Origin of the sequence: Bifidobacterium amazonense (assembly GCF_018555435.2) — a bacterium.
Lineage (GTDB): Bacteria > Actinomycetota > Actinomycetes > Actinomycetales > Bifidobacteriaceae > Bifidobacterium > Bifidobacterium amazonense.
Genome location: NZ_JAFEJT020000015.1, coordinates 1 through 22,024, shown reverse-complemented (window position 1 = coordinate 22,024; position 22,024 = coordinate 1). Strand labels below are relative to the sequence as shown.

Below are 22,024 nucleotides of genomic sequence, written 5' to 3'. Positions count from 1 at the left end.
CATCCTGCTCCCAAAGCAGGCGCGCTACCAAGCTGCGCTACGCCCCGATTGCAATGCGCGGATGATCCGGGCAAAAACAACAATCATCCATTGTACCGGATGGGTGGACGAATGCAGTGGACGAATGCACCGAATGGGCGGACGAAACGATGCGGCCGCAAACATGCACGGATGCTCCATATCCTCGCGGCGCAGCCCGCCCCGCGGCACGATTACAATGAACATGCGACGTGTGAGAAGCGGGCGTGGAAGGGAGCATCATGGGACGGCATCAGCGGGCGGAGACCTTGGGATTGGTGTCGTTCCTCATCTGCGCCGTCGTCGCGTTCTTCGGCATGAAGCTCTACCTCGATCTCGCCCCCGCCATCTGGCAGGTCACGCAGCGCCGGTTCAGCGCCGCGGCGGCCGTCATAGCGGCATGCGGCGTGGTCTCGTTCGCGGTGGGCTACGCGAGCAACTCGCGTTCGTTCACGCTCAAGAACGGCTGGTGGATGCCGATCCGCCGCACTTTCGAGATCCTCGCGTTGTCGGTCGTGTACGCGGCCACGATCTTCCTGTCATCGTTCGCCCTGTTCAGCGTGGTGAACACGGTGCTGGGCATGCATCTGTTCGCCGGCTACATGCCGGCCGCCTGCGCCGGGTTCGCCGGCGTGGCCGGCTACATGACGTTCGTGCAGGCGGAGCTCATGAACGCGAAGACCCTCGCCTCGCTGCTGCCGTTCTTCGTGATCTCCGGTGTGAGCACCGCAGGGCTCACCACCGACGACCCGTACTGGTATCACAACAACTTCTCGCAGCTCGGCGACCGCACCACGTTCGCGGCGACCATGTTCAACGCGACGCTGATCCTCGCCGGCACGTGCATCATCATCGTCAGCTACTTCGCCGTCTCGGAGCTGATCACCACGCAGCGTCTCGAACGGCTGTGGCACGAACGTTACGGCGACGAGGTCGAGCCGGAGGTCGCCCACTTCAGGGTGCGCACGGCGATCCTGTCGCTGCTGCTCACCGTCTCCGGGCTCGCGTTCATCGGCATCGGCGTGTTCCGCTATACGCCGCACTACATCATGCACAACGTGTGCGCGAAGGGTCTGCCGCTGGTCATGGGCGTGCTGCTGCTCGCCCTGCCGTGGCTGGCCCCGCGCATGCCGAAGGCCATGTACGCGATCTCGGACCTCGCGATCGCGGTCTGCGCGGGTTTCGGCATCTACATGCTGCGCGGCTACGACACGCTCACGAACCTCGAGGCGTTGGCATGCGCGTTCTTCCTCGGCTGGTTCATCGTCTTCTCGCGTCAGATCGCCGCGATCGAGGCCGATCGCGTGCAGATGCAGCTGGTGCGGTTCCAGACGAGCCGTCTCGACGAGGCGAACGAGGCCGCGGCGGGCGTGTCCCCGGCCGCGGCAACGACCGCCGTATCCGCGGCGAAGGCCGCGACAGCGCAGGTCGTACAGGCCGAGTCCGGCGACGGATCGGATGCGGCGCAGCTTCCGGACGCCATGATCGAGTCCCGTCTCGCTTCCGATCGCTGACGTATCGTCTGTCTGGCCTGCAGCCGGCCCGACACGAAGCGACCGCAATAGCCGGAAACGCAAAAGGGCGAGGGGCCTGGCCCCTCGCCCTACCGGTTGCGAGCCGACGTCACCGCGATCCGTAACCGCAATGCCCGACGGATCAGAACAGCTGCTCCGGATTCGGGTTCTTCGCGCTCTTGAGCAGCATGAAGCTGCGCGACTGCGCGGTGATCACGAACCCGGCCTCGTAGCTGAGCTCCGGTCCCTTCGGATTGTGCGTGTCGATGATGAGCTGCCACTTGCGGCCGTACTTCTCGTCCGGCAGCGTGAACATGATCGGCTCATAGTGGGCGTTGAAGATCATGATGAAGTCGTTGTCGACGAGCTGCTTGCCGTAGTAGTCCATTTCGGGGATGTTCGAGCCGTTGAGGAAGATCATCACCGTGAACGCGTGCGTGTTCGCCCAATCGTCCATGTCCATGATGGAGCCGGTGTGGTCGAACCATTCGACCTGCGGCAGGCTGTCCGGGCTCTCTCCCGGTTCGCGGCCGGAGAAGAAGCGACGCCGGTGCAGCACCGGGTGCTCGAGACGCAGGTGGATGAGCTTGGAGACGAATTCGAGCAGATCCTTCTGCGAGTCGTTGAGGTCCCAGTTGGTCCACGAGATCTCGTTGTCCTGGCAGTAGGCGTTGTTGTTGCCCTGCTGGGTGCGCGCCACCTCGTCGCCGCCGCAGATCATCGGGATGCCCTGGCTGAGCAGCAGCGTGGAGAACATGTTGCGCATCTGCCGTTCGCGCAGGTCGAGCACGTCGGGGATCGTGGTCGGGCCTTCGACGCCGCAGTTCCACGAACGGTTGTTGGACTCGCCGTCGCGGTTGCCCTCGCCGTTCGCGCTGTTGTGCTTCTCGTTGTAGCTGACCAGATCGTTCATCGTGAAGCCGTCGTGCGCGGTGATGAAGTTCACCGAGGCGACCGGTCGGCGTCCGTTCATCTGGTACAGATCGGAGCTGCCCATGAGGCGCGACGCGAATTCGGGCAGCGTGGACGGCTGCGAGCGCCAGAAGTCGCGAACGCAGTCGCGGTAGCGGCCGTTCCATTCGGACCAGCTGGACGGGAAACCGCCGACCTGGTAGCCGCCGGAGCCGAGATCCCATGGTTCGGCGATAAGCTTGACGCGGCTGATGATCGGGTCCTGTTCGACGATGTCGAAGAACGCGGAGAGCTTGTCGACCTCCTGGAACTGGCGGGCGAGGGTCGCGGCCAGATCGAAGCGGAAGCCGTCGACGTGCATTTCGGACACCCAGTAGCGCAGCGAATCGGTGATGAGGCGCAGCGCGTGCGGCGAGCGCATGAGCAGCGAGTTGCCGGTGCCGGTGGTGTCGAAGTAGTGGCGCGGATCGTTGTCGACCAGACGGTAGTATGACTGGTTGTCGATGCCCCTGAAGCTCAGGGTGGGGCCCATGTGGTTGCCTTCGGCGGTGTGGTTGTACACCACGTCGAGGATGACCTCGATGCCGGCCTGATGGTAGGCCTTGACCATGGACTTGAACTCGTTGACCTGCTGGCCGCGTTCGCCGGAGCTGGAGTACGCGTTGTGCGGCGCGAAGAAGCCGATGGTGTTGTATCCCCAGTAGTTCGACAGGCCCTTTTCCTGCAGGAACGTGTCGTTGACGAACTGGTGGATCGGCATGAGCTCGATGGCGGTGATGCCGAGCTTCTTGAGGTATTCGATGACGCTCGGGTACGCCAGGCCGGCGTATGTGCCGCGGATGTCCGGCGGGACGTCCTTGTTGAGGTTGGTCATGCCGCGCACGTGCGCCTCGTAGATGACGGAGTCATGGTACGGGATGCGCGGATGCTGGTCGTTGCTCCAGTCGAAGTACGGGTTGACGACCACGGATTTCATGGTGTGCGAGGCCGAGTCGAGGTCGTTGCGCCGATGCGTGTCCTCCGGGCTTGAGAAATAGTAGGAGAACAGGCTTTCGTCGCCGTCGATGTTGCCTTCGATGGCCTTGGCGTAGGGGTCGAGCAGCAGCTTGCTCGGATTGCATCTGAGGCCCCGGTCGGGGTCGTACGGACCGTAGACGCGGTATCCGTAGCGTTGGCCCGGCTGGATGCCGGCGATGTAGTTGTGCCATACATACGAGTTCTGCTCGGTCATTTCGATGCGCGTCTCGTTGTCGTCGTCATCGAACAGACACAACTCGACCTTGTCGGCGACTTGGGAGAACAGTGCGAAATTCACGCCGGCGCCGTCATAGCTGGCACCAAGCGGATACATCAAACCTGGTCTGATCTGCATATCCCCAGTATCTCACGCGAAAGTGAATATTGACGACGTGTCAGCTGAACGCTTTGCGGCGGTTTGCCTCGCTGGCGTGCCGCGGCGGACGGTTCGGCCGCCCGTTCAGCGTTCGGCGAGCAGCCGGCGGATGCGTTCGTGCTGGATGGCGATGATGGAGTTGGATGCGGTGACGGGCAGGTCGAGCAGCTCCTGCCAGCCGACCCATGCGGAGTCGACGTGCTCGTCGGCGTCGAGATGCCGTTCGACGAGACGGAAACGTTTGAGATGCAGCACCATGATGTGCGCGAGTTCGTCGGCCATGCCTTCGGACGAGTAGTAGTCGCCGACGTGTTCGATGGTCACGTCGCCGGGTTCGGCCGGCACGATGCCGGTTTCCTCGGCGAGTTCTCGTAATGCGGCCGTTTCCGGATCCTCGCCTGGGTCCATGAGCCCGGCGGGGATGCCGTAGGCGAATCGGTCGGAGCCGACGCGGTATTCGCGTTCGACGACGTAGCGGTCGCGCTCCTCGTCGTGCACGAGCATGACGACGCAGGGCGCGTGGCGCAGCACCTGGCGGCGGATGTCGGTTTCGCCGCCGTCGCGCCGGCGCAACGCTATGGTCATGTCCTCGACCGAGAAGATCGCTCCCCGATATACGGTTTCGCGCGAGAGCACCGTAACCGGCGCGTCCATGTCGATGATGTCATGCATGTCTTTCCCGTTCCCCTTCGTGATGGCCCGTTTGCCGGCCGCTATAGCCTGAGCGTCCACGGGTCGGTGTTGATCCGCAGCCATTCGGCCTCCGGCCGCTCCCCCGTCGCGCGTTCGACGGCGGCGGGCACGTCCTCGAGCGCGTAGCGGAACCACAATGATTCGATGGCCGAATGCGGCGTATTGATCAGCAGCGGTCGGATGCGCGCGTCGCCGAGTCCCGCGCGGATGCCCTTCGCACGCAGGCCGGCCTCGTGCCGGGCCTGTTCGATCGCGTCGGTGGCGGGATGGTGGCGCAGGTCGCTGGTCACGTACACGTCCGCGCCGCTGGCGCGCACCTCATCGAACAGCGAGTCGCCGGAACCGGGCAGCACGGCCACCGTTTCGACCGTCTGGTCGAGCGGGCCGCACGCCGTGACGCCGAGTTCGGTGTGCGGCAGCGCGTCGGCCACGCGGCGGGCGAACGCTTCGAACGTCATCGGCGTCTCCAGCCGTCCGACGCGGCCCAGACCGGCCTCGTGACCGGCCGTCGCGGACCCGTCGTCCCGGATCGGCACCAGCGGATGCTGGTCGACGAGTCCGAACGCGTCGGCCGCGGCCTGTCCGACCCCGCGGAAGGCCGCGTCGGCGTTCGTATGCCCGACCCACAGCGCACAGCCGGATTCGTACAGCCGGCGCACGACGTCGCCGTGCGCGCCCATCGCGGACACTTCGTGCACGGCGCGGAACAGCAGCGGGTGGTGCGTGACCAACAGATCGGTCCCGTTCGCGAGCGCCGCGTCGATGACGGCCGCGGTCGGATCGGCGGCGAACGCGATGCGTCGCACCGGCCGTGCCGGGTCGCCGACGATCAGTCCGGGCGCGTCCCAATGTTCCGCATACCGCAGCGGATACAGCGTTTCCAGTACGTCGACGACCTGCCTGAGCGTGGGCATGGCATGCTCCTTTGTCGTAAATTGTCGTACGAGATGCCGTGCGTCGCGGATGTCCGCCGCGCACGGCGATGATGGGTGCCGGTCAGTGCGCGGCGAGCTGCCAGTCGTCGCCGATGCCGGTGGACACGTCCAGCGGCACGGACAGTTCGACGGCGTGCTCCATCGCGTCGGCGACGAGCGCGGTGACCTGTTCGGCCTCGCCGGGCGCGACCTCGACGACGAGTTCGTCGTGGATCTGCAGGATGATGCGGCTGTTCACGCCGGCTTCGCGCAGGGCCTGGTCGGCGCGGATCATCGCGAGCTTCATGATGTCGGCGGCCGAGCCTTGGATCGGGGCGTTGAGTGCGGCGCGTTCGGCGGCCTCGCGGGCGACGCGGTTCGTCGACGAGAGCGCCGGGAAGTAGCGTCGTCTGCCGAACATCGTCTCCGTATAGCCCTTGGCGCGCGCGTCGGCGACCAGCGACTCGAGATAGTCGTGCACCTTGCCGAACGTGGCGAAGTACTTGGCCTTCAGCTCGTCGGCGTGCGACGGGCTGATCTTGAGCTGCTGGGCTAGGCCGTACGTGCTCAGGCCGTATGCGAGCCCGTAGCTCATCGCCTTGACGTGGCTGCGCTGGTCGGACGTGATCTGGTCGACCGGCACGCCGTAGACGAGCGAGGCGACGTAGCGGTGGAAGTCCGCACCGGAGCGGAACGCCTCGATGAGCGCCTCGTCGCCGGAACGGTCGGCCATGATGCGCAGTTCGACCTGCGAATAGTCGCAAGAGAGCAGCGAGGCGTAGCCCTCCCCCGGTACGAACGCGGAGCGGATCTCACGGCCTGCCGCGTTCCTGTTCGGGATGTTCTGCAGATTCGGGTCGACGGAGCTCAGCCGGCCGGTCGCGGCCACGGTCTGTTCGAACGTGGTGTGGATGCGTCCGTCCCGCGGATTGGTCGCATCGATGAGCGTCTGCACGATCTGCTTGAGCTTGTTGGTCTCGCGGTGCCGCAGCAGCGCGCCGAGGAAGCCGCTGGCTCGCTCGTCGTTCGCATATTTGACGTACAGGTCCTGCAATACGGACGCGTTGGTCGTGTACGAACCGGACTTGGTGCGTTTGGTGGCCTTGAGACCCATGTCCTCGAAGAGGACCTGCTGCAGCTGCTTGGGGCTTTGCAGGTTCACGCGGCTGCCGGCCAGATCCCATGCCATCTCCTGCGCCTGACGCGCGTCGGCGGCGAACTGGTCTCGCATATTGTCGAGACGGCGTTCGTCGACCTTCGCGCCCGCGTCCTCCATGTCGTGCAGCACGCGGGAGACCGGCAGTTCGATGTCGGCGAGCAGATGCGACTGGCTGCGCTGTTCGAGCATGGGGGCGAGCGTGTCGGCGAGCGCCCGGACGATGGCGATGCGGGTGGCGGTCAGCTCGTTCGGATGCTCGTCCTGTTCCTCGTGGCCGTCGTCCTCGCCGAGGTCGAGCAGGCCCTGCGTGGCCTCGGGCTTGCCGTCCTCGACGTGCAGGTCGAGGAAGTGCGCGGCGGCCTGTTCGAGCGTGTCCGCATGGAAGTCGGGGTGGACGAGGTATCCGGCGAGCTTCGTGTCGAAGGCGGGCTGGGGCAGGTGCAGGCCGGCGGCGCCGAGCAGGTGCAGGTGCTCCTTGTAGCCGTGCACGGCAAGCGTGTCGTGATGCTGGTCGAACAACGCGGCGAGTGTGCGGGCCGTCGCCTCGTCGAACGGGGCTTTGACGAGCAGCGCCTGGCCGGCGGCCATGATCGTCACGCTGTCGAGCGTGGCGCAGCCGGGTTTGGGGTCGCCTTGGGCGAGCAGCGTCCACGTGCCGGACGTCGTGTGCCGAGCCGTGTCCCGGGGCGCATCCTGGGCCCACGGATCGTCGAGGTTCGCGGCGATCCACTGTCCGATCCGAGCCGCGTCGGCGGCGACGGTCAGTTCCGGCAGCGCGAGGGTCTGGGTCTCGTCGGTATGGCCGTCCGGAGCGTTTGCGGCGTTCCCGCCCACGGAGACCGGCTTGACACCGCCGTTGAACGACTTGAGGATCTTGCCGCGCGAACGCACGCCGAATTCCAGCGTCTTGAACAGCGCATCCACGGCATTGAGGTCGGGCTGGCCGAAGGTGAGGTCGTCCACGGACACGCCGAGGTCGAGGTCGCGTACGAGGGCGTTGACCTTGCGGTTGAGCCTGACCTGATCGAGGTTGTCGCGCAGCGCCTCGCCCTTCTTGCCCTTGATCTCGTCGGCGTGTTCGATGATGCCCTCGAGTCCGCCGTACTGGTTGATCCATTTGGCGGCGAAGCCGTCGCCCACGCCGGGCACGCCGGGGATGTTGTCGGCGGTCTCTCCGCGCAGCGCGGCGAGATCCGGGTATTGGGCCGGGGTCACATGGTATTTCTCCTCGACGGCCTCGGTGGTCATGTGCTTGAGGTCCTTGAAGTGGTGGCCCGGATACAGCACGGTGATATGGTCGTCGATGAGCTGGAAGGCGTCGCGGTCGCCGGACAGCACCAGCGTGCGGTAGCCGGCGTGCGCTCCCATCGTGGCGAGCGTGCCGATCACATCGTCGCCCTCATAGCCGGGCTTTTCGATGTAGGTGACGCCAAGCGCCTTCAGCATCTGCTGGATCAACGGCAGCTGCGTGAGCAGCTCCTCGGGCGCGGCCTCTCGCGTGCCCTTGTATTGAGGCAGCAGCTGGTTGCGGAACGTGCCGCCCTTGACATCGAACGCCACGGCCAGATGGTCGGGCCGTTCGGCGTCGATGACCTGGGAGAGCATGGTCGCGAACCCCCACACCGCGTTGGTGGCCTGACCGGCGTCGGTGCTGAAGTTTTCGACGGGAAGAGCGAAAAACGCGCGGAACGCCAGTGAGTGGCCGTCAACGACCAGCAGCGTTCCGCGCGTTTCGGTATCGGTTTGCGATGCCTCAGTCATCGTTGCTTTCCGGCTTGGGATCGCCGTACTTGGCGATGATGGCCATGGCCAGACGCTTCTTCGGGATGCGCTGGTCCATCGAGGTCTTCTGGATCCAACGGAACGCGCCCTGTTCGGAGAAGTCGGCCTTGTCCATCAGCAGGCCCTTGGCGCGGTCGACGAGCTTGCGCTCCTCCAGCGTGTCCTCGGCCTTCTTGAGCTGGGCCTCCATCTTCTTGAGCTCGTCCTGCGCGTTCTTGAGCTTGTTCTCGCTGCGTTCGACGGTGTCGAGCAGGTCGTTGATCTCGGCGAAGCGGCCCATGGCGACCTCGAGCGCGGGCAGCAGCTTGGACTCCTCGTACGGCTTGGTCACGTACGCCATCGCGCCGGCGCCGGTGGCCTGACGGACCAGATCGGGCTGGGAAAAGGCGGTGAGCATGACGACCGGGGCGATGTTCTCGTCGCAGATCACGCCGGCGGCGGCGATGCCGTCCATGCGCGGCATCTTGACGTCCATGCACACGACGTCCGGACGGAACTTGCGGGTCAGTTCGACGGCTTCCTCGCCGTTGGCGGCCTCGCCGACGACCTTATAGCCGTTGTCCTCGAGCATGGCGACCAGATCCATGCGGTTGACGGATTCGTCCTCGGCCACCACGACGGTGCGCTGGCGGTTCTCCTCGGCCTCCGGGGCCTCGGCCTCGTCCGTTGCGGTCTCGCCGGGGATGTTGCCCTCGGCCGCGGCCTTCAGTTCGTCATCCGTCAACACCGACCCCAGCACATCGGGTGTTTCCGAGGTCTTCTTCCTTGCCACCATGCCAGCCTCTTTCCATCAGTGGCCGGGCGTCTTCCATAACCATCCCCGACCTGACAACAATTATCTCGCGTCATTGCAAAGGGAGGATGCCGCCCTAGAGAAGAGGGCGGCATCCTCCCCATGCGTTAATCGCGTGCCCCCGGTGGGACTCGAACCCACACTGCGCAGATTTTGAGGCTGCTTCCTCTACCGATTGGGATACAGGGGCGTTTCCGCACTCATGGAAGAATACCATACTTTTCGGACCGAGGCCGTTTTGTCGGATTTCTGCGTGCCGCGCGCCCGAGCCCCACCGCATCGAGGCCCGGACCGGCGGGCCCTTCAGACCGCGACACACACCCGTTGCATCCGGAGGCGAAAGCCCCGAACCCCGATGGCATCGATATACAATGAAACCGATCATGCCACCAAGGAGGCAGTCATGAGCAACGAAACCTATCGCAGGTTCGATCCGTGGCGCACATCCCCGCTCAAGGAGGAGTCGCGCAGGCAAATCGTCAAAAGCCATTATTTCAACGTCGATCAGGTGTCCCTATCCTCCCCGCAGGCCGGCAGCTTCGACCGTTACGTGCTGCAGGGCAACAACGGCGATGCCGTGGGCGTGCTGGCGATGACCGACGACGGGCAAATCCCGCTCGTCGAGCAGTATCGCGTCCCGACCCATCGCTGGACGCTCGAGATCCCCGGCGGGCATGCCGCCGAGCAGGGCGAGAAGCCGCTTGACATCGCCGTGCGCAAGCTGCGTGAGGAAGCCGGATACACGGCCGACCATTTCGTCCAGTTCGCGCGGTTTATCGATACGCCGAGCTTTTCGGCGCAGCATACGGCGCTGTTCTTCGCCACCGGACTCAAGCCCGCCGATCGCAGCGACTTCGGCCCGGAGACGCCGCGTCCGGACGTGCGCCTGTACACGCTGGACCAGGCGTACGAGATGGCCGTCAACGGCACGATCGTCGACGCGAAGTCGCTGATCGCGATCCTGCGCCTGTACAGCGCGCCGGAGCATCAGCTCGGCCAGTGACATCCGCCGCCCAGCCCCGCATGGACGAATATGAGAAAGCCCCTGTCAGGATCCCAAGGGATCCCGGACAGGGGCTTTTTCGACCTCTCGTCAGACCGAACGGCCTATACTCACTCGGCGTTGCCGACGGTGTGCACGTAGATCGTGTCGGTGGAGCCGGCGGCGTGCTCGCCCTGGGCGGAGCTCAGCACGACGATCTTGTCGCCGTCGGAGACCTTGCCGGCCTTCTTGAGGATGGTGTCGGTGTAGGCCATGAGGTCCTTGCGGGACTTGTCGTGGTAGTCCTCCGGGACGTAGAACGCCTCGGTGCCCCAGGACAGGGCCAGCCAGTGGTAGGTGTGCTCGTTGTTGGTGATGCCGTAGATCGGGGCGGCCGGACGCTCGCGGGAGACGCGGTGCACGGTGTTGCCGGTCTGGGTGTAGGCGACGATGGCCTTGGCATTGAGCTTGTCGGCCAGGTCGACGGCGGCGGAGGAGACGGCGCCGGTGGAGGACATGTCGAGGTTCTTCAGCTCCGGGATGCGGTCGAAGCCGTGCTCGGTGGCGAAGCCGGAGATGCGGGACATGGTGGCGACGGTCTCGGTCGGGTACTCGCCGACGGCGGTCTCGTTGGAGGTCATGGTCGCGTCGGCGCCGTCGAGGACGGCGTTGGCGCAGTCGGAGGCCTCGGCGCGGGACGGCACCGGGGAGTGGACCATGGAGCCGAGGACCTCGGTGGCCACGATGACCGGCTTGGCGTACTGGCGGGCAAGCTCGATGATGCGCTTGGTGGCCAGCGGGACCTCCTCGAGCGGGCACTCGACGGCCATGTCGCCACGGGCGGCCATGACGCCGTCGAAGGTCTTGATGATGTCCTCGAGGTTCTCGAGGGCCTGCGGCTTCTCGATCTTGGCGACGATCGGGATGCGGCGGCCTTCCTCGTCCATGATCTCGTGGGCGCGGTCGATGTCGGTCGCGAAGCGCACGAAGGACATGGCGATGATGTCGGCGCCGGTGCGGATGGCCCAGCGCAGGTCGGCCTCGTCCTTCTCGGTCAGCGCCGGCAGGGAGACGGCGACGCCCGGCAGGTTGATGCCCTTGTGGGAGGACACCGGACCGGCCACGACGACCTTGGTGTACACGTTGTTGCCCTCGACCTTGGTGACCTCGAGGCGCACCTTGCCGTCGTCGATCAGGATCGGGTCGCCCGGATGGCAGTCGCCCGGCAGGCCCTTGAAGGTGGTGGAGGTGATGTGCTCGTCGCCCTCGACATCATCGGTGGTGATGATGAACTCCTGGCCAAGCTGAAGCTGAACCTTGTCCTCGCCCTCGGCGTTCTTCTTGAACCAGCCGCAGCGGATCTTCGGGCCCTGCAGATCGACCAGGGCGGCCACGTTGCGTCCGGTGGCCTCGCCGGCCTTGCGCACGTTGTTGTAGACGCGGAGGTGATCCTCGGGGGTGCCGTGGGAGCGGTTCAGACGCGCGACGTCCATACCGGCTTCGACGAGCTTGAGCAGGTTGTCGTAATCCTCGGTGGCGGGACCGATGGTATCAACGATCTTGGCTTTACGCATGAATGCCTATCCTATCCTTATTATGGCCGGGCCTTCTGGCCCAGCCGCCGGGAGACAGTTTACTAGCAAAATCCGATTCTCACCAGCTTTTGCAGGGGTGTGTTGTGAGCGCTCACACCTTATGTTCCGCAAAGGTTTACCGGTGATATGACAACGCTTCACTCGGCCTTGGCCACATCCTGGCCGCCGCCCGCCTCCAGCGAGCGCATCTTGAGCACGCTGGCGAGGGACGCGCCGCCCAAGGACACGATGATCACGGCAAGCGACAGCCATGTGGGCACCTCCGGCACCCATGCGACCGGCTGGCCGCCGTTGAGGAACGGCAGCGAGTTGCCGTGCAGCGCCTCCATGATGAGCTTGATGCCGATGAAGCCGAGCACGACCGACAGGCCCAGCGGCAGGTAGACGAGCTTGTCAAGCAACGCGCCGAGCAGGAAGTAGAGCTGCTGCAGACCGAGCAGGGCGAACACGTTGGACGTGAACACGATGAACGGGTCCTTGGTCAGGCCGAAGATCGCGGGGATCGAGTCGAAGGCGAACATGACGTCGGTGGTGCCGATGGCGAGGAAGACGACGAGCATCGGGGTGAAGTACCTGACGCCGTCCTTGACGGTGCGCAGCTTCTCGCCGTCGTATTCGTCGGAGATCCTCATGACCTTGCGCAGGGCCTTGATGATGCCGTTCTCATGGTATTCCTCGTCATCGTCGCCGCCGGTGACGAGCTTGACGGCGGTGACGATGAGGAACGCGCCGAAGAGGAAGAAGATCCAGGTGAAGCGTTCGATGAGCGCGGCGCCGATGAGGATGAAGATGCCGCGCAGGACGAGCGCGACGGTGATGCCGACGGACAGCACGTACTTCTGCAGCACCTTCGGCACGGCGAAGTTGGACATGATGATGACGAACACGAACAGGTTGTCGACGCTCAACGAGTATTCGGTGAGCCAGCCGGAGTAGAATTCGACGGCCGGCTTCGCGCCGGCGACGGCCCACATGATGCCGCCGAAGATCAGCGCCGCGACGACGAAGAACGCGATGTGCTGCAGGCACTCCTTGGTGGACGGCACATGCGGCTTGCGCCCGATGACGAACAGGTCGACCACGAAGAACGCGGCGAGCACCACGAACGTGGCGATCATAAAAGCAACAGGGGTTTCAGACATGCCTCCCAGCATATGAACAGGCGCTGACGCCACCTTCAGCGAGCGTAGCGAGCCCCGACCCCCTCGGCCGAGGGAGCTGTCGGCCGCAGGCTGGCTGAGGGCGCGTACGCCCCGTCGCGAACCGACGTCGGAGGCTCACGGAGGCTCACTTATTCGCCTCCGTCATCCCCCTGAGCTCTTTCTTCAGGTCGCGGATCTCGTCGCGCAGGCGGGCGGCGAGTTCGAACTGGAGCTGCTCGGCGGCGGTGTGCATCTGTTCGCTGAGCTGGCGGATCAGGTCGGCGAGATCCTGCGCCGGCAGGCCGGCCTTGAGGATCTCCTCGTGGCGCTTGTCGGCCTCGTCCTTGCCGATCGCAGGCACGCCCAGATGCGTGTTGCCGGCCTTGCCGGCGTTGCGGTAGCCGCCGGCGAGCAGGGTCTGCGTGTCCACATCCTCCTTGGCGAGCATGTCGTTGACGTCGCTGATCTTTTTGATCAGCGGCTTGGGATCGATGTGGTGCTCCTTGTTATACGAGATCTGCTTGGCGCGGCGCCGTTCGGTCTCGTCGATGGCCTTGTGCATCGCGTCGGTCGTCTCGTCGGCGTACATGATGACCGTGCCGGACACGTTGCGCGCCGCGCGGCCGATCGTCTGGATAAGCGATCGATACGAACGCAGAAAGCCTTCCTTGTCGGCGTCGAGGATCGCCACGAGCGACACCTCGGGCAGGTCGAGGCCCTCGCGCAGCAGGTTGATGCCGACGATCACGTCGATCTTGCCTTCACGCAGCTCGCGCAGCAGTTCGACGCGGCGCAGCGTGTCCACGTCGGAGTGCAGGTATTCGACCTTGATGCCGCGTTCGATCAGGTAGTCGGTCAGATCCTCGGCCATCTTCTTGGTCAGGGTCGTCACGAGCGTGCGCTCGTTCTTCGCCACGCGGTCCTTGATCTCGGCGAGCAGGTCGTCGATCTGCCCCTTGGTGGGACGCACCTCGACCTTCGGATCCAGCAGGCCGGTAGGTCGGATGATCTGCTCGACCACGCCGTCGGAAAGCCCCAGTTCGTAGTCGCCGGGCGTGGCGGACAGGTAGACGGTCTGTCCGACACGGTCCAGGAACTCCGGCCATTTGAGCGGACGGTTGTCCATCGCGGACGGCAGACGGAAGCCGAAGTCGACGAGCGTACGCTTGCGCGCGGCGTCGCCCTCGTACATCGCGCCGATCTGCGGCACGGTGACATGCGATTCGTCGATGACGAGCAGGAAGTCGTCGGGGAAGAAGTCGAGCAGCGTGTGCGGCGGCGTGCCGGGCGCGCGCCCGTCGAAGTGCCGCGAATAGTTCTCCACGCCGGAGCACACGCCCACCTGCGAGAGCATCTCCAGATCGTAGGTGGTGCGCATGGTAAGCCGCTGCGCCTCAAGCTCCTTGCCCTGCTTGCGCAGTTCGGCGGTGCGCTCGTCCAGCTCGGCCTGAATGGTCTTGAGCGCGCGTTCCATGCGTTCGGGGCCGGCCACGTAATGCGAGGCCGGGAATATGTGCACCTCGGTCTCGTGGTCGATCACATCGCCGGTCAGCGGGTGCAGCGTGGAGATGCGGTCGATCTCGTCGCCGAAGAACTCGATGCGGATCGCCAGCTCCTCGTAGACGGGGATGATCTCGACGGTGTCGCCGCGCACGCGAAACGTGCCGCGCGTAAACGCGATGTCGTTGCGCTTGTACTGCATGGCGACGAACTGGCGCAGCAGGTCGTCGCGGTTGATCTCCTGGCCTTCCCTGAGGAAGAGCATGCGCCCGGCGTATTCCTCCGGCGTGCCGAGGCCGTAGATGCACGAGACGGTGGCCACGACCACGCAGTCGCGCCGGGTGAGCAGGTTCGCGGTGGCGGCGTGGCGCAGACGCTCCACGTCGTCGTTGATGTTGGAGTCCTTTTCTATATAGGTGTCGGTCTGCGGGATGTACGCCTCGGGCTGGTAGTAGTCGTAGTAGCTCACGAAGTAGCTCACGGCGTTGTCGGGCATGAGCTCGCGGAACTCCGCGCACAGCTGGGCGGCGAGCGTCTTGTTCGGCTCGATGATGAGCGTGGGCCGTTGAAGACGCTCGATGAGCCATGCGGTCGTGGCGGTTTTGCCGGTGCCGGTGGCGCCCATGAGCACCACGTCGTTCTCGCCGTTCTCGATGCGCCGGGCCAGCTCCTCGATGGCCTGCGGCTGGTCGCCGGACGGCTTGTACGGCGATTTGACGACGAACGGCTTGTTCGTGCGTTGGATGTTGAAGCCCATCACTGCTCCTTCCGGCAGGTCCAATCTGCATACAGCCTATCAACATCATCGAACATCTGTTCTACGGATTGCGTCGAATCGATGACGATATCGGCGATCCGTCGGCGCGTCGCCTCGTCGCTCTGATGCCGGATGCGTCCCTCGGCCTGTTCGCGGCTCATTCCGCGCGTCTCGATCATGCGAGCGATGCGTACGTCGACCGGGGCCTCGACCGTGACGACATGGTCGAAACGGAACGGGATCGTGCCGATCACCTCGGCCAGCAGCGGCACATCGTGCACGACGACGGACGGCGTCGTCCCGCCCGCTCCACCGCGCCCGTTCCCGTCGGAATCGATCGTCTCGTCCTCCATCCGCCGCGCCTCGGCGTAGATCAGCGGATGCTCGATCTCGTCCAGTCGCTCGCGGGCGCCGGCCGGCGCGCCCGGGCCGAAGACATGTTCGGCCATCCAGCCGCGGTCCAATCCCCCGTCGCCATCCAACGCGTCCGGCCCGAACTCGTCGGCGATCCGGCTCAATCCGATGCTGCCGGGCGCGACGACGCGGCGTGCCAGCAGATCGTAGTCGATCACGGTCGCGCCAAGCTCCGCCAGGCGGCGTGACACCGTGCTTTTGCCCGCGGCGATGCCGCCCGTCAACCCGATGCGAATCATCATGCCGCCCCTTTCACCGTGACTTCGTTGCATCCCAGCTTACCCACGACGCAACGAACGAACCATCGAACGAGACGATGATCAGGCATAAAATGCGAAGGCCCGCCAACCGTTGCGGTTGACGGGCCTTGTGCTATTCGCTATACGGCGAATTCAGCAGACTCACTTGCCGAGCAGCTGGTCGCGCAGGGCGGCGAGCTGATCGGAGTCGGCGAGGGTGCCGTTGGAGGTGGACTCGGAAGAGTAGTTGGAGGAGACCTCCTCGCGCTCGCGCTTCTCTTCCTTCGGAGCCTGGCCATCCTCGGCGGCCGAGGCGGCGGCGTTCTCCAGCTCCTTGGCGACGAACGCCTTGTGCTGCTCCCACAGGTCGTGGGCGGCCGCGTACTGGGCCTCCCACTCCTCGCGCTGCTTCTCGAAGCCCGGGATCCACTCGTTGGTGTTCGGGTCGAAGCCCTCCGGGTACTTGTAGTTGCCTTCCTCGTCGTACTCGGCCGGCATGCCGTACAGCGCCGGATCGAAGTCCTCGGAGTTCGGGTCGACGGAGTCGTTGGCCTGCTTGAGGGACAGGGAGATGCGGCGACGATCGAGATCGACGTCGATGACCTTGACGAACACCTCTTCGCCCGGCTTGACCACGGTCTCCGGGTTCTCGACGTGACGGTTGGCAAGCTCGGAGATGTGGACCAGGCCCTCGATGCCGTCCTCGACGGAGATGAACACGCCGAACTGGACGATCTTGGTGACCTTGCCCTTGACGATCTGGCCGGGGACGTGGGTGCGGGCGAAGCGCTGCCACGGATCCTCCTGGGTGGCCTTGAGCGACAGGGAGATGCGCTCGCGGTCCAGATCGACGTCGAGCACCTCGACGGTGACCTTGTCGCCGACCTTGACGACCTCGGACGGGTGGTCGATGTGCTTCCAGGACAGCTCGGAGACGTGGATCAGGCCGTCAACGCCACCGAGATCGACGAACGCGCCGAAGTTGACGATGGAGGAGACGACGCCCTCACGGATCTGGCCCTTCTTGAGCTGCGAGAGGAAGGTCTCGCGCACTTCGGACTGGGTCTCCTCGAGGTACTGGCGGCGGGACAGGACCACGTTGTTGCGGTTCTTGTCGAGCTCCAGGATCTTGGCCTTGATCTTCTGACCGATGTACGGGGACAGATCACGGACGCGACGCATTTCGACCAGCGACGCCGGCAGGAAGCCGCGCAGGCCGATGTCGACGATGAGGCCGCCCTTGACGGCTTCGATGACGGTGCCCTCAACGACGCCGTCGGCTTCCTTGATCTTCTCGATGTCGCCCCAGGCGCGCTCGTACTGGGCACGCTTCTTGGACAGGATCAGACGGCCTTCCTTGTCTTCCTTGGTGACGACAAGGGCCTCGATCGGATCGCCGACCTCGACGACCTCGTCCGGATCGACGTCCTTCTTGATGGAAAGTTCGCGGGAGGGGATCACACCCTCGGTCTTGTAGCCGATGTCGACCAGGACCTCGTCGTGATCGACCTTGACGACGGTACCCTCGACCAGATCACCATCATCGAAGTTCTTGATGGTGGAATCGACTGCCTTGATGAAGTCCTCTTCGGTGCCGATGTCGTTGATGGCGACCTTGGCGACTTCGTTATTGTTCTCTGCCATTAATGTGGTTTCTTAATAACTAGTAGATGGATAATATCGTTCTTCAGTTATCCGCGCGCGCTTTCACGCACGCAAGTCTCAACCATACCGCCAGCCCTGCACATATATGACCAACGGAGTCCGGGCGTGTCGCCCGGACACAAGATATCCCTCGGGGCCCCAACCCCTCGGCGTCGCCTACGGACAGTCCACAGGACTGTCCGCTTAACGGCTCCGTGGGCGTGTCGCGGCGTCATCGTCCGAGCTGGCGTTCGGCCATTTCGACGACGTTGGCGAGGAGCATGGCGCGGGTCATCGGGCCGACGCCGCCGGGGTTCGGCGAATAGGCGTACGCCTTGTCGTAGCAGGCCTTGTCCACATCGCCCTTGACGCGCCAGCGGCCGGCCTCCTCGTCGAAGACGCGGGAGACGCCGACGTCGAGCAGGATCGCGCCGTCCTTGATCATATCCGGCTTGACGAAGCCGGCGGAGCCCATCGCGGCGACGATCACGTCGGCGCGGCGCATGTGGTCCGCCACGTCGCGCGTGCCGGTGTGGCACAGCGTGACGGTCGCGTTGACGGCGCGGCGGGTGAGCATGAGTCCGATCGTGCGGCCGATGGTGATGCCGCGGCCGAGCACGCACACCTCCTTGCCGTCGAGGTCGATGTCATAGGCGCCGAGCAGTTCGATGACGCCGCGCGGCGTGCACGGCAGGGGCGTGGCGATGTCGCCCTTGACGTGCAGCACGAGTTCGCCGAGATTGTACGGGTGCATGCCGTCGGCGTCCTTGGCCGGGTCGATCAGGTCGATGATCGCGTTCGCGTCGATGCCGCGCGGCAGCGGCAGCTGCACGATGTAGCCGGTGCAGGCCGGGTCGGCGTTCATGTCGCGCACGACGGCGGCGATGTCGTCGAACGTCGCGTCCTCGGGCAGCTCGTGCTTGATCGAACGGATGCCGATCTCGGCGCAGTCGGCGTGCTTGCCGGCCACGTATTTGACCGAGCCGGCGTCGTGGCCGACCAGCAGCGTGCCGAGGCCCGGTTCGATGCCCCGTTCCTTGAGTCGTGCGACGCGTTCGGCCAGATGCGCCTTGATGTCCGCCGCCGTCTGCTTGCCGTCGAGTTTGATGGTCATGTGTCGTCTCCCCTGTGTGTCGGTTCGTTGCCTTCGCATCAGGGTATCGTGGACACAGTTAAAGGATTGTTTCGACATGGTCGGACCCACACGAGGGAGCAGGGCAATGAACATTCGCGGATCGCGCATAGGCAGGGCCGTCGCGGGCGTATTCGCCGCGATGATGCTGATGGCCGCCGCAGGCTGCGGCACGTCGAACGCCGCAACGCAGACGGAGCCGCAGCAGCAGGAGCAGACCGGCCCGATCGAGGTGGTGGCCTCGATCAACCAATGGGGGTCGCTGGCCGAGCAGATCGGCGGCGACGACGTGTCCGTCACGTCGATTCTGAGCTCGACCGGCGTGGACGCCCATGATTTCGAGCCGAAGACCTCGGACGTGGCGAAGCTGTCCAAGGCGACGATCGTGGTGGCGAACGGCGCCGGCTACGACACGTGGGCCACCAAGAACGTCGGCAAGGACGCCGTCATCGTCTCCGCCGCGCAGACCGTGGGCGCGATGGAGGGCGACAACCCGCATCTGTGGTTCTCCAAGGACGCACGCAACGGCATGGCGCAGGAGCTGGTGAACGCGTTCTCGAAGGCGTTGCCGGGCAAGAAGAAGGACTTCACCAAACGCTACAAGGAATGGCAGGAGCAGGAGAAGACCGTCGAGGAGAAGATGAAGGAGTTCTCCTCCGCGAACGCCGACGCCACGTATGCCGCCACCGAGGCGGTCGCCTACTATCTGATGAGCGACATGGGCTTCGAGGACAAGACGCCGAAGGGCTACGCCGCGTCGGCGGCCGCCGAGGGCGAGGCGGCGCCGGCCGACCTGCAGGAGTTCCAGAAGCTGCTCGAATCGCGTGACGTGGATCTGCTGGTCAACAACACGCAGGAGGCGTCCGACGCGACGAACATGATCACCGGCACCGCGGAGCGTTCCGACGTGCCGATCGTCGACGTAAGCGAGCAGATGCCGTCCGACGCCGCGTCGCTGACCGACTGGATCGGCGATCTCGTCGATTCGGTCGCCGGTCATTTCGCAACCGACTGTTCCGATGCGTCGTCGGATTCCTCCGACGCCAAGACCGGCGACGGCACGAACGACGTCGCCTCCTGCCCGGCGACGACCGACGACTCCGGCTCGTCGTCCGACGGTTCCGCAGACGGCTCGACGGACGGCTCCTCCGATGACGAATCCACGGAATCCACGCCGTCCAACGCCGGACAGACCGACCCGGGCAAGTAGCCCGCGGTCGCGCCGGCCGACGTACGGATCAGGGCGGTCCGTTCCGGGAACACCGGAACGGACCGCCTTTTGCATGTGGGAACCCGATGCGACATCCATTATTGAGAATGATTGTCAACGTCATTTGTCATAATCCTGCGAGGCGCGTCGTACGCAACCGGCGCGCAGGACAGGAAGACATCATGACCATCAACCATTCGCAGGACGGCTGCATCGTGTTCCGCGACGCCGCGGTGTCACGCGGCGGGCGCGTCATCTGGCAGCACGGCGACTTCGCCATCCCGGCCGGATCCGTCACCGCCATCGTCGGCACGAACGGCGCCGGCAAGACCACGATGATGAAGGCCGAACTCGGCCTCATTCCGCTCTCCTCGGGATCGCTGACCGTGCTGGGCAAACAGGCCGGCGAGGCCAACGACCTCATCGGCTACGTGCCGCAAAGCTACGCGTCGGACATCGACTCGAACCTGACCGCCGAACAGTCGGTGCTGCTGGGGCTGACCGGCACGCGCTTCGGCATCCACCCGGTCACCCGCGCGCAGAAGGCCAAGGCGCATGAGGCGATGGCGTTCACCGGCATCGCGGACAAGGCCCGCATGCGCCTGTCGGAACTGTCGGGAGGCCTGCGCCAACGCGTCGCCATCGCGCAGGCGCTCGTCTCGGATCCGAAACTGCTCATGCTCGACGAGCCGCTCGCCAACCTCGACCTGGCCAGCCAGCGCGCGGTCGTGCACGTGCTCGCACGGCTCAACCAGGAACTCGGCATGACGATCCAGGTCGTGGCGCACGATCTGAACATGCTGCTGCCGATCCTCACCGGAGCGGTCTACCTGCTCGACGGGCACCCGCACTACGCGGCCATGAACCAGGTGCTCGACTCGGACCTGCTCACGCACCTGTACGGCACGCGCGTGCAGGTCATCACCACACCGCAGGGCGACATGTTCGTCACACCCAGCACCGACGAGCCGCAAGGCGTCGAGCAGGATACGCACGCGCCGAACGAGGTCGCCCGGTTCCATCACCATCACGAAGCCGCCGCGACCGCGGCGAACGCCAAGGGAGGCGCATGATGATCGACTTCTCCTTCGATCCGGACTGGATGGACACGCTGACCGCGCCGTTCATGGCGAATGCGTTCCTCGCCGGACTGTGCATCGCGCTGGCCGCCGGAGTGATGGGCTATTTCACGATCGCGCGGCAATCGACGTTCGCCGCGCACGCGCTCGCGCACATCGGACTGCCGGGAGCCACCGGCGCGGTGCTGCTCGGACTGCCCGTCTCATTGGGCCTCGGCGCGTTCGCGCTGGGCGGTGCGCTGGTGATCGGAGCGCTCGGCAAGCGCGCCTCGCAACGTGAGATCGCCACCGGAACGGTGCTCGCGTTCGCCACCGGCCTCGGCCTGTTCTTCGCACGACTGTCGAGCTCGGCGTCGCAGCAGATGCAGTCGATCCTGTTCGGTTCGATTCTGACGATCACGACGGATCAGATCATCGGATTCGCGGCGTTCGACGCGATCCTGCTGGCCGTGCTCGCGGTGATCTACCGGCCGCTGCTGTTCAGCTCGGTCGACGAGCAGGTCGCGCAGGCCAAGGGAGTGCCGATCGGCGCGATGAACGTCGCGTTCATGGCGATCATGGCCGGCGTGATCACGATCGCAGTGCCCGCCGTGGGTACACTGCTCATCTTCGCGCTGGTGATCACGCCGGCGGCCACGGCCAACATCCTCGCCGGCACGCCGCTGCGCGCGATGGTGCTGGCGAGCGTGCTGTGCCTGGCGGCGATCTGGGGCGGTCTGGTATTGGCGGCCATGTTCCCCGCTCCCCCGAGCTTCATCATCGTGACGCTGTCCACCCTGTTCTGGGCTGCGGCCAAGGGCGCGGACGCTATGCGGCGTCGGTAATAGAGACTTCTTCGTCAGGTCATGGCTGCCCGGAATTCATTCCCGGACAGCGGCGGTCGGAGCGTCGACGATGGCACCGGCCGGCCTCTGCCGGCCTATCGTCGTCGCCATCGCCAAGTCATCGCCTGTCCCGTGGTCCCGTATCTCGTCTTCCATTGGCTCGTCCCCGTTTCTCGCCGTCTTCTCCCCGTCTTTTCTTGTCCACTGGCCTCCATGGCGGTAGTTGCTTCGGTGATTCATCCCGCTCAATACCGTTCAGCGCGAATAATCCGGGAAATCAGCCGCATCGTCCCGGATTATTCGCATCTACTCTCGGTTCAGTGCAAAT

At 65.0% G+C, this 22,024-nt stretch carries 16 protein-coding genes and 1 tRNA gene; 5 read left to right on the top strand and 12 right to left on the bottom strand.

Features of this window, described 5'->3' with window-relative positions; genetic code table 11:
• The first annotated feature begins 260 nt into the window (after positions 1 to 260).
• Positions 261 to 1,532 (top strand): ABC transporter permease, encoded by a 1,272-nt coding sequence (locus JS533_RS05075; RefSeq protein WP_241513407.1) that lies wholly within the window; start codon positions 261 to 263, stop codon positions 1,530 to 1,532.
• Positions 1,533 to 1,674: 142 nt separating this feature from the next.
• On the opposite strand, the gene glgX is transcribed toward JS533_RS05075, so the two are convergent.
• The 6 genes from glgX to JS533_RS05045 all read right to left on the bottom strand — a co-directional run bounded on the left by glgX (position 1,675) and on the right by JS533_RS05045 (position 9,368).
• Positions 1,675 to 3,816: a glycogen debranching protein GlgX gene (gene glgX / locus JS533_RS05070; RefSeq protein ID WP_241513406.1), complete on the bottom strand. Its 2,142-nt coding sequence runs from the start codon at positions 3,814 to 3,816 to the stop codon at positions 1,675 to 1,677.
• 105 nt (positions 3,817 to 3,921) lie between these two features.
• On the bottom strand, positions 3,922 to 4,509 hold the full coding sequence (locus JS533_RS05065; protein ID WP_241513405.1) for an NUDIX hydrolase: 588 nt from the start codon (positions 4,507 to 4,509) through the stop codon (positions 3,922 to 3,924).
• A gap of 41 nt (positions 4,510 to 4,550) precedes the next feature.
• The gene (locus JS533_RS05060) at positions 4,551 to 5,444 is read right to left on the bottom strand and encodes a Nif3-like dinuclear metal center hexameric protein (RefSeq protein WP_241513404.1); all 894 of its coding nucleotides are present in this window, start codon (positions 5,442 to 5,444) and stop codon (positions 4,551 to 4,553) included.
• A gap of 82 nt (positions 5,445 to 5,526) precedes the next feature.
• Positions 5,527 to 8,364, bottom strand: coding sequence for a DNA polymerase I (gene polA, locus JS533_RS05055; RefSeq protein ID WP_241513403.1), 2,838 nt, complete (start codon positions 8,362 to 8,364; stop codon positions 5,527 to 5,529).
• Entirely contained in the window at positions 8,357 to 9,160 is an 804-nt protein-coding gene (locus JS533_RS05050) for an ANTAR domain-containing response regulator (RefSeq protein WP_241513402.1), read from the bottom strand. Before JS533_RS05050 ends, polA begins: the two co-directional genes overlap by 8 nt.
• A gap of 134 nt (positions 9,161 to 9,294) precedes the next feature.
• Positions 9,295 to 9,368 (bottom strand) — tRNA-Leu (locus JS533_RS05045).
• 213 nt (positions 9,369 to 9,581) lie between these two features.
• Here JS533_RS05045 and JS533_RS05040 point away from each other — a divergent pair.
• Positions 9,582 to 10,181 (top strand): NUDIX domain-containing protein, encoded by a 600-nt coding sequence (locus JS533_RS05040; protein WP_241513401.1) that lies wholly within the window; start codon positions 9,582 to 9,584, stop codon positions 10,179 to 10,181.
• A 110-nt stretch (positions 10,182 to 10,291) separates the two neighbouring features.
• Here JS533_RS05040 and pyk read toward each other — a convergent pair whose 3' ends face one another.
• The 6 genes from pyk to JS533_RS05010 all read right to left on the bottom strand — a co-directional run bounded on the left by pyk (position 10,292) and on the right by JS533_RS05010 (position 18,565).
• The gene (pyk, locus tag JS533_RS05035) at positions 10,292 to 11,734 is read right to left on the bottom strand and encodes a pyruvate kinase (RefSeq protein ID WP_241513400.1); all 1,443 of its coding nucleotides are present in this window, start codon (positions 11,732 to 11,734) and stop codon (positions 10,292 to 10,294) included.
• 158 nt (positions 11,735 to 11,892) lie between these two features.
• Complete coding sequence (locus tag JS533_RS05030) at positions 11,893 to 12,897, bottom strand: TerC family protein (protein WP_241513399.1); 1,005 nt, start codon at positions 12,895 to 12,897, stop codon at positions 11,893 to 11,895.
• Positions 12,898 to 13,042: 145 nt separating this feature from the next.
• Positions 13,043 to 15,154, bottom strand: coding sequence for an excinuclease ABC subunit UvrB (gene uvrB, locus JS533_RS05025; RefSeq protein ID WP_241513398.1), 2,112 nt, complete (start codon positions 15,152 to 15,154; stop codon positions 13,043 to 13,045).
• Positions 15,154 to 15,810, bottom strand: a complete 657-nt coding sequence (gene coaE, locus JS533_RS05020; RefSeq protein WP_241513397.1) for a dephospho-CoA kinase — start codon at positions 15,808 to 15,810, stop codon at positions 15,154 to 15,156. The genes uvrB and coaE overlap by 1 nt, the downstream gene beginning before the upstream one ends.
• Before the next feature lie 159 nt (positions 15,811 to 15,969).
• Complete coding sequence (rpsA, locus tag JS533_RS05015) at positions 15,970 to 17,451, bottom strand: 30S ribosomal protein S1 (RefSeq protein ID WP_219057530.1); 1,482 nt, start codon at positions 17,449 to 17,451, stop codon at positions 15,970 to 15,972.
• Positions 17,452 to 17,683: 232 nt separating this feature from the next.
• Complete coding sequence (locus JS533_RS05010) at positions 17,684 to 18,565, bottom strand: bifunctional methylenetetrahydrofolate dehydrogenase/methenyltetrahydrofolate cyclohydrolase (RefSeq protein WP_241513396.1); 882 nt, start codon at positions 18,563 to 18,565, stop codon at positions 17,684 to 17,686.
• 106 nt (positions 18,566 to 18,671) lie between these two features.
• Between JS533_RS05010 and JS533_RS05005 the strand changes: the two genes are divergently transcribed.
• The 3 genes from JS533_RS05005 to JS533_RS04995 all read left to right on the top strand — a co-directional run bounded on the left by JS533_RS05005 (position 18,672) and on the right by JS533_RS04995 (position 21,696).
• The gene (locus JS533_RS05005; protein ID WP_241513395.1) at positions 18,672 to 19,793 is read left to right on the top strand and encodes a metal ABC transporter solute-binding protein, Zn/Mn family; all 1,122 of its coding nucleotides are present in this window, start codon (positions 18,672 to 18,674) and stop codon (positions 19,791 to 19,793) included.
• A gap of 182 nt (positions 19,794 to 19,975) precedes the next feature.
• Entirely contained in the window at positions 19,976 to 20,866 is an 891-nt protein-coding gene (locus JS533_RS05000) for an ABC transporter ATP-binding protein (RefSeq protein WP_241513394.1), read from the top strand.
• Positions 20,863 to 21,696 (top strand): metal ABC transporter permease, encoded by an 834-nt coding sequence (locus JS533_RS04995; protein WP_241513393.1) that lies wholly within the window; start codon positions 20,863 to 20,865, stop codon positions 21,694 to 21,696. Before JS533_RS05000 ends, JS533_RS04995 begins: the two co-directional genes overlap by 4 nt.
• The last annotated feature ends 328 nt before the right edge of the window (positions 21,697 to 22,024 follow it).